Raw genomic sequence first — 13,030 nt, 5'->3', positions numbered from 1 at the left:
ATGGAGAGACTAAAATCACCGGCAGCGATCTGGCTAATAGCGGTCATAGTATATGTTCTCACCTTCATCTTTCTCTGGAATTCGGTCTATGCATCGAAGGCCAGAGAATTGAGGAAGGTTGAGAGCGCTTACAAAGAAGAGTACTCAAGGGTTCAGAATCTAAGGGAATATGTTAAGGATTACGATAGGATTATAAGGGAGAAAGATTCTTTACTTGCACTTTGGGAAGAAACCCAGAAGTATCTGCCTCAGGAAGCGAGAATGGAGGAATGGCTTTCCCAGATTACGGGAATGGCAATTACATCTGGGATCAAGATTATAAGTTTTAAGCCTCAAAGCCCGACTGTTAAGGAACTCTACATAGAGTACCCCATATCCCTTGAGGTTACAGGGGGCTTTCACGAACTTGGAACCTTTATTAGTTTTATTGCAAACTCTGAGAGAATAATGACAGTAGATAACCTGCAGGTAGAGAGAATGACAGGTTCTGAAAGGGAAAGTGGACAGACAGTACGAGCAAAGCTTCAAATCATCTGCTATGTGTATAATCCTCAGGCCTCAGTAACCACAGGAGGTACGCGATGAGAAAACTAATTTTATTTGCAATTACCTTATTTTTAACGGGTGGTGCCTTTGCTCAGAATTTGTTAAAGGCTTACGCTATTAAAGATGTACCTGAAGGAGTTGCAATAGAGTTAGAATTTTCTGAGGGCGTGCCAGAGTTCAGACATTTTACCCTCGCTAATCCCCCAAGGATTGTGGTTGATCTCCAGAATGTTGCTTACGGTCTTGGTGAAAAGATTCTCGTGGTAGGAAAAAACGGAATCCAAAGGATGAGGGGTGCCCAATACCGGAAGGACCCTGTACCCATTGCAAGAATAGTTCTTGATGTGGATAGTTTTAGGACTTACACTGTTTCACAGGCGGAAGGAAAACTTGTAATCCTTGTTGGCGGGCTTTCTGAAGTACCTTATAAAAGTGAAGCTCCAGAACAGTCTACGAATGTAGAACAAGCTAAAACAGCTGAACAACCTAAGAAGCCTTCATACAAAGTGGAGTTTGGTGAAAAGTATTTTTACTCTTCCCGTGGGAAAAAGGACCCCTTCCAGCCAGAATCTTTACCAGGTGGGGAAGAACTTCTAAATGTGAGTGAAGCAAAACTTCTCGGCATAATTAAGACTGACGAGGGGAATATTGCCCTTCTTCAGGACAGGAGAGGGGTGGGTTATGTTTTAAAAGAGGGGGATAGGGTAAGGAACGGTCGGGTCGTTAGAATTGAATCCGACCGGGTAATTTTTGCAACCGTTGATTTTGGCTTTACAAGAAGAATTGAACTAAAATTAGAGGAAGAACAGAAATAAAAAGGAGGTTTTATAAATGAAATTGTTTAAAAAGCTTGGCCTTTTGCTCCTTGCCTCTGCATTAGTCTCTGCTCAAGAAGCCACGATAACGATGAGCGTCGAACAGGCCGATATAAGGACTGTCCTTAGAGCCTTTGCTGAGGTAGGTAAGGTTAACATAATTACGACACCCTCTGTGACCCAGAAGGTGAGTTTCAATATCAAGGATGTTCCATGGAGATTGGCCCTTAAGTCACTCCTTGATGCCTATGGACTTGCGATGATTGAAAGTGAAGGTATGATAACTATTATGACCCAGCAAGAGTTCTCACAGCTTAAGACAGCGGCGGACCTTGATTTAAAGGTGTTGAAGGTGAGGTATGCTGATGCGCGCAAAGTGGCGGAAGTTTTGAAATCCCAGCTATCTCCAAGGGGTGATATAAAGATCGATGAGTCTTCTAATGCTTTAATAGTGACAGATTTAAGAGTAAATCTCTACAAAGTTGAGGATCTTTTAAGTCAGATTGATAAACCCTATCCTCAGGTTTTGATTACTGGAAGAATTGTAGAAGTAGATTATAATGAATCCCGCAAGCTCGGTACCGAACTTAGGGCTATGAGATTCGGAAATCCCGCTTTTGAAGGTGCGACCTATGATTTACCCCAGCATAGTGAACCGATGGCCGAAAATCCAACCTACCTGACAGTTCACTACTTGGGGTCCAAAGCCCTTCAAGTTGAGGCAGCTATCGATGCTCTTGAGGGGCAGAGCAAGGCGAACACCATCTCAGAGCCGAAGATAATGGTCCTTGACAATGAAAAGGCTTCTATATACTCAAAGATCAGGGTGCCGGTGACTTCAAGAGATATGGCAGGCAATACGATAGTTCAGTTTGAAGAGACTGGTATTCAGCTCGAGGTTACCCCTCACATTATTCCCGATGGTAAGGTCGTTATGAATATCAAAACGGAAACAGGTGATTTAACGGGTTATTCCGCTACTGGACAACCCATCACTTCCAAGAGAGGGGCGGAGACAAAGATAACGGTTTCCGATGGTGAAACGGTGATGATAGGTGGTGTAATTATTGAAAAAGACAAAAGGGCAAAGCAGGGAATGCCTCTTATTTTGAGAATCCCCGTTATAAGATACCTCTTTGGAAGGGATCAGGTAGAAAAGGGAAAGTCAGAGATTTTGATTTTCCTGACGCCGAACATTGTTAAGGAGTAGTTATGATAAATCGGCCTCTCAAGAAGGGCATGACCCTTATTGAAGTCTTGCTGGTAATCTTCATCATTGGCATACTGTTTGCCATACCCTTCTGGGGAGGTACAAAGTGGATTCAGAGAAACAGGCTCAGAAACGAAGCTGTGAAATTAAGGGCCCTTCTTGAGAACGAAAGAACTACGGCTATGGCCACTAATGCAAGACGGGCCGTTGTATTCACTGGTAGAAATGTTCAAATTAGGAGGGAAGCTCTATCACATCCACTTCCTAATATAGATTCCATTGTTGCTGATTATGCCAATTATATTAGCCCGAAGGTCAACTTAGGAGGCTTGCAGGGAGCAAGTGCGCTCCATGGTGGAGCCATCGATTCCGATGGAGTGATGTTTGGCGTAGGTAACGGGGCCCAAAACGACACCGTTAAATTTACTCCCTTTGGGTTATGCGAAACTCCTGGTGAAATATACTTAAATGACGGCAGAAATTTAATGTGTGTGGAGGTGAACTCTTTCGGACAGGTAAAGACTTACTCCTGGAGAGGGCAGTGGATCGAAGAAAAATAGGGTATTGACAATTTTTTAATTTTGCGGTATAATTTGCATTGGAGGCATAGGTAAATGAAGAATAAAAGAAAAGGGTTTTCACTCATAGAGTTGGTTGTGGCTCTATCGATATTGACTATTGGGCTTTTGGGTGTCATACCTCTTGCCATTGCCACGATAAAATTAAACAATGTCCAAAATCAAATGCTTAATGCCAAGTATTTAGCGGAGCGCTATTCTGAAAGGTTTAAGAGTTTGTCCTTTGATGCCCCTGACCTTGCAAATGATGAAGACAACAACGACCTTGCGGATACTTTAAATCCGGACCATAGGGAAGTTCAGACCTTAGATAATATCCAGTATACTATTATGTGGAATGTAGCTAACAATGCTGACGGAACAAAGACTATAAGGATTATAGTCCGATGGTACGATGCAAGGAGCCGTAGGCAAAAAAGTTATTTTGTGGAAACAGTGAGGAGCTCTTATGAGCTTTAATGTAAAGAGAAAGGGTATTACTTTAATTGAACTCTTGGTTTCCCTTGGTATTTTAAGCCTTCTTCTTGCAGCCGTTTTTGTGGTGTATCGCTCTCAGATAAGAACGGCCACAACTCAAAGAAACATCTCTATACTCCAGACAGATGTTCAGCAGGCGTTTAACATTATGAAATTTGATGTACTAATGGCTGGGTATGGAGTTCCTGCTACACAGGTTCCCATAACAGGTACTAACAGTTCAAGCGGCCCTGATGCTCTAAACCTTATCAGTACCGGTTTTATTGTAGGTGGCACGACGAGATGGAGTTATACAATGGATATTTTCAGCGCTAATCAGATTATCGTAAGGCGCTGGGGGGATGAAAGGGTCGATTTGCAGATCGGGGATGCTATAATCATTATGGATGATAAGAAAAAGTTGATTGTCACCCAGCCTTTAATCGTGACTGGGACGGAGCAATTGACCTATAACAACCAGCCTGCCTATCGCATTACTTTAAATGGTAACGTCCAAACAGCAGCGGGTAATTTTGTTTACGTGGTACCTGGCGGGCAGTTTCAAAGGGTGCAATATACCTTGAGAAATGACACCTTACTACGGGGTGGGGTGCCTTTCCTCACAGGTGTTGAGGACTTTCAGGTTTCCTACTGGGTAGATGGAAACAAAAACGGGATAGAAGATGCGGGTGAAAGGGTACATAATCCCCAGGGGATAAGTGAATTTAACCAATTACTAAGGTCAGTCAGATTAAATCTCGTTCTTCTCGGAACTCTGGATAGGGAATATACCTTCCCTCAGAATCGCATTACTGTCGAAGACCATACCTATAACATCACTGGTGACCAGCTCCACAGGAGGAGAAGGTTTTATACCATCGATGTAAAAGTGAGGAATGTAAGATGAAAAGAGGAATTGCTTTGGTAACGGTAATATTGGTAGTGGCTTTCCTTGTAGTTATTGGTGGGATCACTGCCTATCTTGTTCAGAGGGGTTTGAGAATTACGGGAATTACGCGCAGAGCCCTTACGACCTTCGAAGCGGCTGAGGGTGGAGTAGAACTGGGGGTGAATGAGATCTGGAGGGCTGAAAACGAGGGCAGGCCCATTAACCAGAATCTTCGAACAAGCATAGGTGGAAGGGAAGTTACCGTAAATCCTCAAAGGCTTTTTGTAGTTACAGAAAAGGGTGGCTCTCTCGAATTTGCTGCAGCATACGAGGGCGTTGGAAGGGGAGTGGGCGGAGGTGGTGCCGCCATTTTCTACAATATACTATCCCAAGCCACTGGCGGTCCAGATGACCGGATTGAACTTGAAGTTGTTTATAGAAGGGTAATTGGTGTTATTGCTCAATAAGTGGAAAGAGAGGTGAGATTATGTTAAATAAAAAGTTTTTGCTATTGATAATGTTGTTTACGGCAGGTAGCCTTCTGGCACAGATGGAAGGGGAACCATGTAATGTCCCCCCCTTCCTTGCCCAGAAGGTTACCCCTAATATATTGATTATCATGGATAATTCAGGTTCGATGGGTGATCCTGCATATTGGGAAGATTATAACCCCAATAGGAGGTATTATGGGTATTTTGACCCCGACAAAGTGTACGAGTATGATGGAAACGCTTGGGTTCCTGTAAATAACTCGGCGGACTACTACACTTATTGGCCTGGGAATGTTCTCAACTGGGCCGTGATGTCAAGGATGAGCGTTCTTAAAAAAGTGCTCGTTGGCGGAAAGGCAGAAGCAAGAAGTCCAAGAGGGTTTGCCCATACTCTTTTATGTGAGTCGAGATATTCGTGGACTAGGTACGCGACGCTCAACGGTAGGACGTACGCATTTTATGTTGTAGGGGGATCTCCCAGTAGTTTAGAGATCTATTGGTTAAAGGTGTGGTATTGGGATCGAATTCTCTCCGCACAAAACAGGGTAGAAATTGACTCTACTTTTTCTCGTGGGGTGATTCAGAAACTTGGTGACAAAGATATGGATGGCAGGTGGGACGATGATGCTCCGAGATTCTGGTTAATTAATTTCAATGCCAAAGGAAACGGTAGAGAATTGAACAGTCTGGGAAGGATTGTTTACACTAGATCGGATAACGACGGTGGATTTGTATCCAGTTATTATCAGGATAATTCATCTATGAGTGGCTTCGTTAATGCAGTTCAAAATACTGATCCTGAAACATGGACTCCCTTAGCAGAGTGTTTGCTTGAAACGGTTGCATATTTTCAGCAAAATCCGCAACCTTATTTTTATAACAACGATTATAAGACTGGAACCCAATGGGACCCTATGGGTGACCCGCGCTATTGGTGCAGAAAGAGTTTCGTTCTCCTTTTGACCGATGGTGAGGCCACGAGGGATAAAGACCCAGTTCTTCAACAAGTTATTGGAGATTATGACCGTGATGGACTTGAACCGAACTTTACCGATTCGCAAATAGATCCATATAGTGGTCATTATCTTGACGATGCTGCGTTGTACATGCACGTGAATGATTTGCGGCCTAATATTCCAGGAACTCAGAATCTAACCCTTTACAGCGTTTTTGTCTTTGGGAGAGGCCACTCACTTCTCGCTGAAGCCAGCAAAGATGGTGGTTTCATAGATTACAACGGAAATAATAGGCCTGACCTTCAAAAAGAGTGGGATGCGAACAATGATGGCGTTCCGGACACCTACTATGAGGCTGAAAATGGTGAAGATATTGAAAGGGCTATAGAAGCTGCCATTCTGGATATTATGAGGAGAGTTAGTTCCGCTACCGCAGCGAGTGTTATTTCGCAGACCCAGAGGGGCGAAGGAACAATGTATCAGGCTTTCTTCCAACCATCTTACTTCACTTCTGGTGGGGAATTAACCTGGATCGGTGAAGTTGGTGCCTATTTTGTTGATAAAAATGGTAACTTGAGGGAAGATACGGATCAGGATGGAAAGCTTGATAGCACTGATTATATAATTAAATTTAAAGTGGAAGGAAATGAGACGAAAGCTGAAAGGTATGCGGTTTCCAACGATATGTCTTATAGAGTTGATGAGGTGGACATCTGGGATGTAAACTTCCTGTGGAGAGCTGGAAAGGGGTTACTGGATAAGCAAGCCGGTTATAGAAACATAAAGGCCATAATACCTTCAGGTTCTGGATATAGTCTCGTTGATTTTACAACTTCCCAGAGATCCAAGTTTCAGTCTTATTTGGGTGTGAGCGGAACTGTTAATTTTATAGACTCCTTGATAAACTACGTAAGGGGAGTTGATTACCAGAATCCTTATTGGAGGTATAGAACCTTTGAACCGGGTAAGGTCTGGAAGCTCGGCGACATCGTTTACTCAACTCCAACCTATGTGGGTAAACCTACGGAGCGATATGATTTAATTTATGATGACCTCTCCTACCGCGAGTTTTACAGTCAAAAGAAGGATAGGAGGAACATACTCCTTGTTGGTGCCAATGACGGCATGCTCCACGCCTTCAATGCAGGAATTTTTGACACACTAAACAGAAAAGTTGATGGCCTTGGAAAGCCACTGGGAGATGAGTTGTGGGCTGTTATACCAATGAATCTTCTTCCTCACCTTAAATGGTTGAGAGATCCACAATACTGCCATGTTTACTATGTGGATTTAAAACCCAAGGTCACCGATGTAAGGATTTTCAGCAATGACCAAGACCATCCAGAGGGTTGGGGTACAGTGGCCATTGTTGGTATGAGATTTGGTGGAACACCAATCACTATTTCAAGTGGTACTTTTACCTCTTCGTACTTTGCCCTTGATATCTCAAATCCAGATAACCCTGCTGTTTTGTGGGAATTTACAGATCCAGACCTCGGGTACACTATTTCTTACCCTTCGGTGCTAAAGGTGGTTGAAGGTGAAGAGGAGAAGTGGTTTGTAGTTTTTGGCTCAGGCACCAATACTACCCCAACAGGTCATACATCGACAAAACATGCCTATTTTTATGTTCTCGATCTTAAGAGTGGTCAAATGCTGAGAAAGATAGAGATACCTTATCCTAATAACCAGACTTTAGGTGCTTTTTGTGGAAATCCTATTTCAGTAGACGTTAAATTAGATTACAGCGTTGATGTCGTTTACCTTCCTGTTACATACATTGAAAAATCGGGCAATACAACCATTGACAAGGGAGCCTTGTATAGGATTGTGATCAATAACAGTATAGATCCTCTTGATTGGCAGCTTTCTATGGCTTTCCAGCTCGATGCACCACTCACTTCAGGCGCGGCAGCTTCCATGGACGAATATGGCAATCTCTGGGTATTCTTTGGATCTGGTAAGTACTTTACGGATGCCGATGAAACTGACACGAGAACGAATTATTTTGTTGGTTTTAAAGACAATTACTGGAATGGAGGCTGGAATTCACAAACTTCACCCAGTTATACATTATCGAATTTGTTGGATGCAACAAACATTAAGGTAAAGATTGACACTTCAGGTGCTGCCACCGTTGAAAATATTCCAGGAATGGGTAATCTCTCCTTCCAGGCATTTGTGGATTCTGTTAACTTAAAATATAAGGGCTGGTACGTGAAACTCTTAAATGGTGAGAAGTCACTTAATTTCCCTCTCGTTCTTGGTGGTGCTGTGCTTTTCACCACTTACAGGGTTAATCCTGATCCCTGTGGATTTGGTGGTGAGGGATGGCTTTATGTGCTATTCTACAAGACGGGAACTGCTTCTTCCAATGCGCCTCTCGGACTTAACACACAGAGATATGCTGTTACAAAGGTGCAAATGGAGGGTATGCCTGCATCTCCTGCCGTTCAGATTGGGTCAAGGGAAGAGGCAACAGCCTTTGTACAGACATCTACAGGCGAAGTGAGACAGATTCAAACGGAACTTCCCTTCAGTCCTAAGAGTGGTGCAAGGATATGGAGACCAGCAAACTTTTAAGGAGGTGAGAGTATGTTAAACTTAATTTTATCCCTTTTTGTAATATCCCAATCGGGGGGTATTCAGGTTACCCAGGGGGTTATTGTCCCGAAGGTGCTTCAAAAAGCAGAACTTACGGATGAAGAGATGAAAGCGTTAGAAAATACAATTGGCGGCATCTTTATGGGTGTCTCTGAAGATTCAAATTATATTTTCGTGTCCGAAAAGCCGATTAAGATTGATAAAAGGGTTTTCAATTTTAGAAACCTCCCCCAAGAGGGCGAAGATGTTTTCATTCGCTTAGAGGCAAGGGGTAAAGAAAAGGTGGGAATTTTTGCAGGGAAGACCCTCGACGAGGCTGTTTACTACCAGAAGGGGTTATTTAAATGAGCGGATTTTTGATACTACTTATTGTTGTTGCCCTCCTCCTGGTAATATTCATCTCCATTTATAATGGCCTTGTGAGAATGAGGTTTGCGGTAAGGAATGCCTTTGCAGATATTGATGTTCAATTGAAAAAGAGACACGATCTTATTCCCAACTTAGTTGAAACGGTAAAAGGCTATGCAGCACATGAGAGAACGACCCTTGAGAATGTGGTCAAGGCGAGACAAATGGCTCTCGATTCGAAGACTCCGGAAGATAAGATGAAATCGGAAAATATGCTTACTCAGGCGCTCCGACAACTCTTTGCAGTGGTGGAAAATTACCCCAATCTTAAAGCTAACGAGAATTTCATGATGCTTCAAAGGGAACTCGCAAACATTGAAGAAGCCATTCAAAATGCCCGCAGGTATTACAATGCAGTGGTGAGGGACTATAATACGAGGATAAGGGTTTTCCCTTCCAATATTGTTGCCAGTATGTTTGGATTTAAGGAGGAACCCTTCTTCGAGATCGGGTTGCCTGAAGAGAGGGAGGTACCGAAGGTACAGTTCTAAGGAAGGAGAGTGGAGACATTCTCGGCGCCCCCACCGAAGGTGGGGGCGCCGTTTTGTTTGAAGTTTAATTTTTCCTTGCTTATTATCGTGAGAATAACAGCCTCGCTTAAAATTTTTAGGAAAAGGGTTTTCTATCTTCAAGGGCTGCAAAATTTTTTAATATTTGATGAATAGGTCCAATTAACTGGCCATTTGCATTCGCCCTGTAGCAGTTTCTGTAATATTCGCCGAGAAGGTGCCGTAACACTTGCTGTTATTCTTGTGACCAACCTAAATTCATTGTCACCATAACGCATGAAGTAGTTTTTTCAATTAACTTTTGAAATAGCAAGGTTCCCGAGGAAGTGTGCAAAGGTAGTAAGCCGTTTAGTCAATGCCAATTCACGCAATCTTTGAAAGCATGATAGACATAAAAGAGTTCTGGCGTCCTTTAGCTCCTTGCCTATTTACTTGCCGCGCGTATGCCCTCGGTTTATTGATTATGTTACAATGCGACTTGTTGTGAAAAAATTTGTAAAAAGCCCTTATGAAACCTCAGAATCATAAAACTTTGTAAATTATTGTGAACAGGCAAATACCCGAGTAAACCTAACTTTCTCAAAAGTCTACATTTTACAAGGATTGCGACATTTTTAATGGGGCGGAAGTATCTAATAATGGCGGATTCTGTGTTTTGCTTGCGAGCCGTTACACGAAGTCTTTGGGTTCCCTGAGAAAGGCAAAGCATTGTTATAGAACTTACAATTGAACGGAGGATTGAAAAAGATTTAATGTTGTGAGATTTTTGAAATAGCATGAAAGCCATTAATACGAACGACCGTAAGCAACAAAGAGCACTTGAGCAGTCTTCTTTCAGGAGAAGGTTTCTCAAAAGGAACATAGGTGCCGAAATGCAAATTCCTGACAAAAATTGAATAAGCTTTTTCACTTCTCTTTTTTCAGCTACTTAATAGATTTTGGACCTATTTAGGTTAGCGCTTAATTCTAGTTTATAATCTTGAAAGGGGAGTCTATTTGCGCTTTACAGATTGGCCCTTTGTATGCCTTACTTTATAAAAGGGATAAATACGGTATCCCCTTCCTTAACCCCATTCCTTTCAAACCAGCCTCTATTGACTTCTATTACGTATTGAACCCTCGACTTTGAGAACACGGGGGTTTCGTCGAGGGGCTTAAGTTCATAGATTTCTCTTATTACAAAGGTACTATCAATATAGGCTAAGGAGAGGGGTAGGGTGGTGTTTTTCATCCAGAAGGAACGCACATCGGGGTAATGGAAGATAAAGAGCATTCCACAGGAGTCGGGTAGAGAATCCCTCCCCATTAAGCCCTTTTCCCATTCCTCGGGATTGGTTGCGAGTTCAACGTATAAAGGTTTGCCTTTAATGTAAATAAGCTTATAGCTTTGAATTTCCTTTGATTTTCTGGTACAGAAGCTCAGTAAAATTAAAAACGCAAAACTAAATTTTCTCACGAATTCTGGCTTCTTTACCCTTCTTCTCCCTGAGGTAGTAGAGCCTTGCCCTTCTAACCTTTCCTCTCCTTAAAACTTCGATCTTCTCAATTATAGGAGAGTGGACGGGAAAGATCTTTTCAATACCAACTCCCTGGGTAACCTTTCTCACTGTGAAGGTTTCGCCGAGCCCACTACCCCTTCTACGAATAACAACACCTTCGAAGGGCTGAGTTCTGACTCTTTCAACGAGTTGCTTCGTTTTGGGATCCTCTTTGAGTTCCTTAATTTTCACATAGACCCTAACGGTATCACCAGGCCCAAAATCGGGAATATCGGTTCTGTAAAACTCTTTTTCAATTTCCCTAATTATGTCCTCCATTTCAGCTCCTCCTCGATTTCCTTAATTAACTTTATATCTTCCTTTGTGAGCTTCGCTTTGTAAAGAAGCTCAGGACGTCTAAGTATAGTTCTCTTTAAAGCCTCTTTTCTTGCCCAGCTTAAAACCTTCTCATGGTCTCCTGATGTCAAAACATCAGGGACCTTCTCACCCTCAAACTCTTGAGGGCGGGTGTAATAAGGTGCATCAAGTATACTGGATATTATAGAATCAGTCAAACAAGAGTCCTTATTTCCCAGTGTCCCTTCCTTTAGCCTCGAAATGGCATCCAGTAATATTAGAGCAGGTATCTCTCCACCGGATAGCACATAATCGCCGATGGAAATTTCAAGATCCACGAATTTTGAAATCCTTTCATCAACGCCTTTGTACCTACCGCAAATAATAGTTAGCGCATCTTCTTTTTCCAGTTCCTCAACCATTTTTTGATTAAGAAGTTTCCCCTGAGGTGTTGGAAGGATCACTTTCCCCCTGTATTCAATTCTCATAAGGATGCTATATATGGGTTCAATTTTGAGGACCATTCCGCTGAAGCCACCGAAGGGGTAATCATCCACCTCCTTAGGTGAAGGCGCATAATCCCTCGGGTTATAAAGGTTGACTTCAATTTGATTGGTTTCGATAGCTTTTCTGACAGGGCCTACTCTAAGGTAGGGCGTAAAAATCTCTGGGAAGAGAGTAATTATGTGGATCTTCATTGATTTAATTCTTTAAGGTCGTCCAGGTCTTTTACCTCGATTTCCTTTTTTTCGAGGTCAATCTTTTCTATGAACCTCTTCACGAAAGGTATGAGGATTTCAACACCTTCTTTTGTTATTACAACGAGGCTCCCGATTTTACCCTGTGCTAAATAATCAGTTACTAAACCTACTTCCTGGCTCAAATGGAAAATTTTGCATCCTATTAAATCCTTTACGTAAAATTCGTCCACATCTGTACCCGGTAATTCTTCTTCAGGTACTAATAGGTTCAAGCCGGCAAGTTTTTCGGCTACCTCACGGGAGTCAATCCCTTTAAATTTTATTATAATTGTGTTTCCGGCACCGCTTCGAACCCTTTCAACCTGTAAAACTTTTTTTCCGCCCTTTGGGCTGATCACAATAAATTTCTGGAATTTTACAAAGTCTTCATAAAAAACTTCGGGGTGAACCCGAAGTTCACCCCGAAGTCCAAAGGCTTTTTCTATCTTTCCTACTGTAACGAGATCTTTATTCAAGGATCTCTATGTGTGCCCTCTTACCCTTCCTCATTGCGGCAGCCTGGATGATCTGCCTTATGGCTTTTGCTGTTCTACCTTCACGGCCGATTACCTTTCCGAGATCACCAGCACCTACTCTGAGTTCGAAGATCACGGTCTTTTCGCCGGGTATCTCTTTCACAGATACCTGTTCAGGTGAGTCCACTAATTCTTTTACTATGTACTCGAGCAATTCTTTGAGCTCCGCCATCTTTATACCTCCTTATTGTGCTTGCTGCTGATTTATTTTTTTGTAAAATTTGTAGAGTTTAGCGACCCTGGGGGTCATCTGCGCCCCCTGTGAAAGCCACTTTTCAAGGAGTTCGGTATTTAACTCAGTAACGTCTTTAACGGGATTGTAATGACCGAGAACCTCTATAACTTTTCCATTCCTTGCAACACGGGCATCTTGAACAACAATTCTGTAAAGTGGTAATCCACTTCTTCCGACTCGCTGTAATCTGATTTTGACCACTGCAGCCTCCTCTCTTTCGTT

Annotated in this window: 16 protein-coding genes; 10 read left to right on the top strand and 6 right to left on the bottom strand. The window is 42.6% G+C overall.

What is annotated here, in order from left to right; genetic code table 11:
• From pilO to ABIM45_05775, 10 genes are read left to right on the top strand one after another with little or no spacing between them, the layout of a single operon-like run.
• Positions 1–585: a type 4a pilus biogenesis protein PilO gene (gene pilO / locus ABIM45_05820; GenBank protein MEO0239420.1), complete on the top strand. Its 585-nt coding sequence runs from the start codon at positions 1–3 to the stop codon at positions 583–585.
• Positions 582–1,361: an AMIN domain-containing protein gene (locus ABIM45_05815; protein ID MEO0239419.1), complete on the top strand. Its 780-nt coding sequence runs from the start codon at positions 582–584 to the stop codon at positions 1,359–1,361. The genes pilO and ABIM45_05815 overlap by 4 nt, the downstream gene beginning before the upstream one ends.
• A gap of 16 nt (positions 1,362–1,377) precedes the next feature.
• Entirely contained in the window at positions 1,378–2,571 is a 1,194-nt protein-coding gene (locus tag ABIM45_05810) for a secretin N-terminal domain-containing protein (protein ID MEO0239418.1), read from the top strand.
• Positions 2,572–2,573: 2 nt separating this feature from the next.
• Entirely contained in the window at positions 2,574–3,131 is a 558-nt protein-coding gene (locus ABIM45_05805) for a prepilin-type N-terminal cleavage/methylation domain-containing protein (GenBank protein MEO0239417.1), read from the top strand.
• Between the two features lie 54 nt (positions 3,132–3,185).
• Positions 3,186–3,608, top strand: a complete 423-nt coding sequence (locus ABIM45_05800; GenBank protein MEO0239416.1) for a prepilin-type N-terminal cleavage/methylation domain-containing protein — start codon at positions 3,186–3,188, stop codon at positions 3,606–3,608.
• On the top strand, positions 3,598–4,512 hold the full coding sequence (locus tag ABIM45_05795) for a PilW family protein (protein ID MEO0239415.1): 915 nt from the start codon (positions 3,598–3,600) through the stop codon (positions 4,510–4,512). Before ABIM45_05800 ends, ABIM45_05795 begins: the two co-directional genes overlap by 11 nt.
• The gene (locus tag ABIM45_05790) at positions 4,509–4,961 is read left to right on the top strand and encodes a hypothetical protein (protein MEO0239414.1); all 453 of its coding nucleotides are present in this window, start codon (positions 4,509–4,511) and stop codon (positions 4,959–4,961) included. Before ABIM45_05795 ends, ABIM45_05790 begins: the two co-directional genes overlap by 4 nt.
• A gap of 20 nt (positions 4,962–4,981) precedes the next feature.
• Positions 4,982–8,524, top strand: coding sequence for a PilC/PilY family type IV pilus protein (locus ABIM45_05785; GenBank protein MEO0239413.1), 3,543 nt, complete (start codon positions 4,982–4,984; stop codon positions 8,522–8,524).
• Positions 8,525–8,536: 12 nt separating this feature from the next.
• Entirely contained in the window at positions 8,537–8,893 is a 357-nt protein-coding gene (locus ABIM45_05780; protein MEO0239412.1) for a hypothetical protein, read from the top strand.
• On the top strand, positions 8,890–9,444 hold the full coding sequence (locus tag ABIM45_05775; protein MEO0239411.1) for a LemA family protein: 555 nt from the start codon (positions 8,890–8,892) through the stop codon (positions 9,442–9,444). Before ABIM45_05780 ends, ABIM45_05775 begins: the two co-directional genes overlap by 4 nt.
• 1,045 nt (positions 9,445–10,489) lie before the next feature.
• Here ABIM45_05775 and ABIM45_05770 read toward each other — a convergent pair.
• The 6 genes from ABIM45_05770 to rpsP are packed head-to-tail and all read right to left on the bottom strand — an operon-like array spanning position 10,490 to position 13,009.
• The gene (locus tag ABIM45_05770) at positions 10,490–10,918 is read right to left on the bottom strand and encodes a DUF192 domain-containing protein (GenBank protein MEO0239410.1); all 429 of its coding nucleotides are present in this window, start codon (positions 10,916–10,918) and stop codon (positions 10,490–10,492) included.
• The gene (gene rplS, locus ABIM45_05765; protein MEO0239409.1) at positions 10,905–11,279 is read right to left on the bottom strand and encodes a 50S ribosomal protein L19; all 375 of its coding nucleotides are present in this window, start codon (positions 11,277–11,279) and stop codon (positions 10,905–10,907) included. Before rplS ends, ABIM45_05770 begins: the two co-directional genes overlap by 14 nt.
• Positions 11,267–11,995 carry a tRNA (guanosine(37)-N1)-methyltransferase TrmD gene (gene trmD / locus ABIM45_05760; protein ID MEO0239408.1) on the bottom strand — a complete coding sequence of 243 codons (729 nt, stop codon included), beginning with the start codon at positions 11,993–11,995 and terminating at the stop codon, positions 11,267–11,269. Before trmD ends, rplS begins: the two co-directional genes overlap by 13 nt.
• Positions 11,992–12,513 (bottom strand): ribosome maturation factor RimM, encoded by a 522-nt coding sequence (gene rimM / locus ABIM45_05755; GenBank protein ID MEO0239407.1) that lies wholly within the window; start codon positions 12,511–12,513, stop codon positions 11,992–11,994. The genes trmD and rimM overlap by 4 nt, the downstream gene beginning before the upstream one ends.
• Positions 12,506–12,745, bottom strand: a complete 240-nt coding sequence (locus ABIM45_05750; protein MEO0239406.1) for a KH domain-containing protein — start codon at positions 12,743–12,745, stop codon at positions 12,506–12,508. The genes rimM and ABIM45_05750 overlap by 8 nt, the downstream gene beginning before the upstream one ends.
• 12 nt (positions 12,746–12,757) lie before the next feature.
• Complete coding sequence (gene rpsP, locus ABIM45_05745) at positions 12,758–13,009, bottom strand: 30S ribosomal protein S16 (GenBank protein ID MEO0239405.1); 252 nt, start codon at positions 13,007–13,009, stop codon at positions 12,758–12,760.
• Between the last annotated feature and the right edge of the window lie 21 nt (positions 13,010–13,030).

The organism is candidate division WOR-3 bacterium, from assembly GCA_039803545.1.
In the GTDB taxonomy this organism is placed as follows: domain Bacteria; phylum Hydrothermota; class Hydrothermia; order UBA1063; family UBA1063; genus UBA1063.
The sequence above is the reverse complement of the archived record's forward strand: the minus strand, read 5'-3'. Positions and strand labels throughout refer to the sequence as shown.

Bases quoted from the DNA above. Each gene is read 5' to 3' on its own strand.
- ABIM45_05800 (MEO0239416.1), top strand. From the start codon at position 3,186: ATGAAGAATAAAAGAAAAGGGTTTTCACTCATAGAGTTGGTTGTGGCT.
- ABIM45_05795 (MEO0239415.1), top strand. From the start codon at position 3,598: ATGAGCTTTAATGTAAAGAGAAAGGGTATTACTTTAATTGAACTCTTG.
- pilO (MEO0239420.1), top strand. From the start codon at position 1: ATGGAGAGACTAAAATCACCGGCAGCGATCTGGCTAATAGCGGTCATA.
- ABIM45_05785 (MEO0239413.1), top strand. From the start codon at position 4,982: ATGTTAAATAAAAAGTTTTTGCTATTGATAATGTTGTTTACGGCAGGT.
- rplS (MEO0239409.1), bottom strand. From the start codon at position 11,279: ATGGAGGACATAATTAGGGAAATTGAAAAAGAGTTTTACAGAACCGAT.
- ABIM45_05790 (MEO0239414.1), top strand. From the start codon at position 4,509: ATGAAAAGAGGAATTGCTTTGGTAACGGTAATATTGGTAGTGGCTTTC.
- ABIM45_05780 (MEO0239412.1), top strand. From the start codon at position 8,537: ATGTTAAACTTAATTTTATCCCTTTTTGTAATATCCCAATCGGGGGGT.
- trmD (MEO0239408.1), bottom strand. From the start codon at position 11,995: ATGAAGATCCACATAATTACTCTCTTCCCAGAGATTTTTACGCCCTAC.
- ABIM45_05810 (MEO0239418.1), top strand. From the start codon at position 1,378: ATGAAATTGTTTAAAAAGCTTGGCCTTTTGCTCCTTGCCTCTGCATTA.
- ABIM45_05815 (MEO0239419.1), top strand. From the start codon at position 582: ATGAGAAAACTAATTTTATTTGCAATTACCTTATTTTTAACGGGTGGT.
- ABIM45_05775 (MEO0239411.1), top strand. From the start codon at position 8,890: ATGAGCGGATTTTTGATACTACTTATTGTTGTTGCCCTCCTCCTGGTA.
- ABIM45_05750 (MEO0239406.1), bottom strand. From the start codon at position 12,745: ATGGCGGAGCTCAAAGAATTGCTCGAGTACATAGTAAAAGAATTAGTG.
- ABIM45_05805 (MEO0239417.1), top strand. From the start codon at position 2,574: ATGATAAATCGGCCTCTCAAGAAGGGCATGACCCTTATTGAAGTCTTG.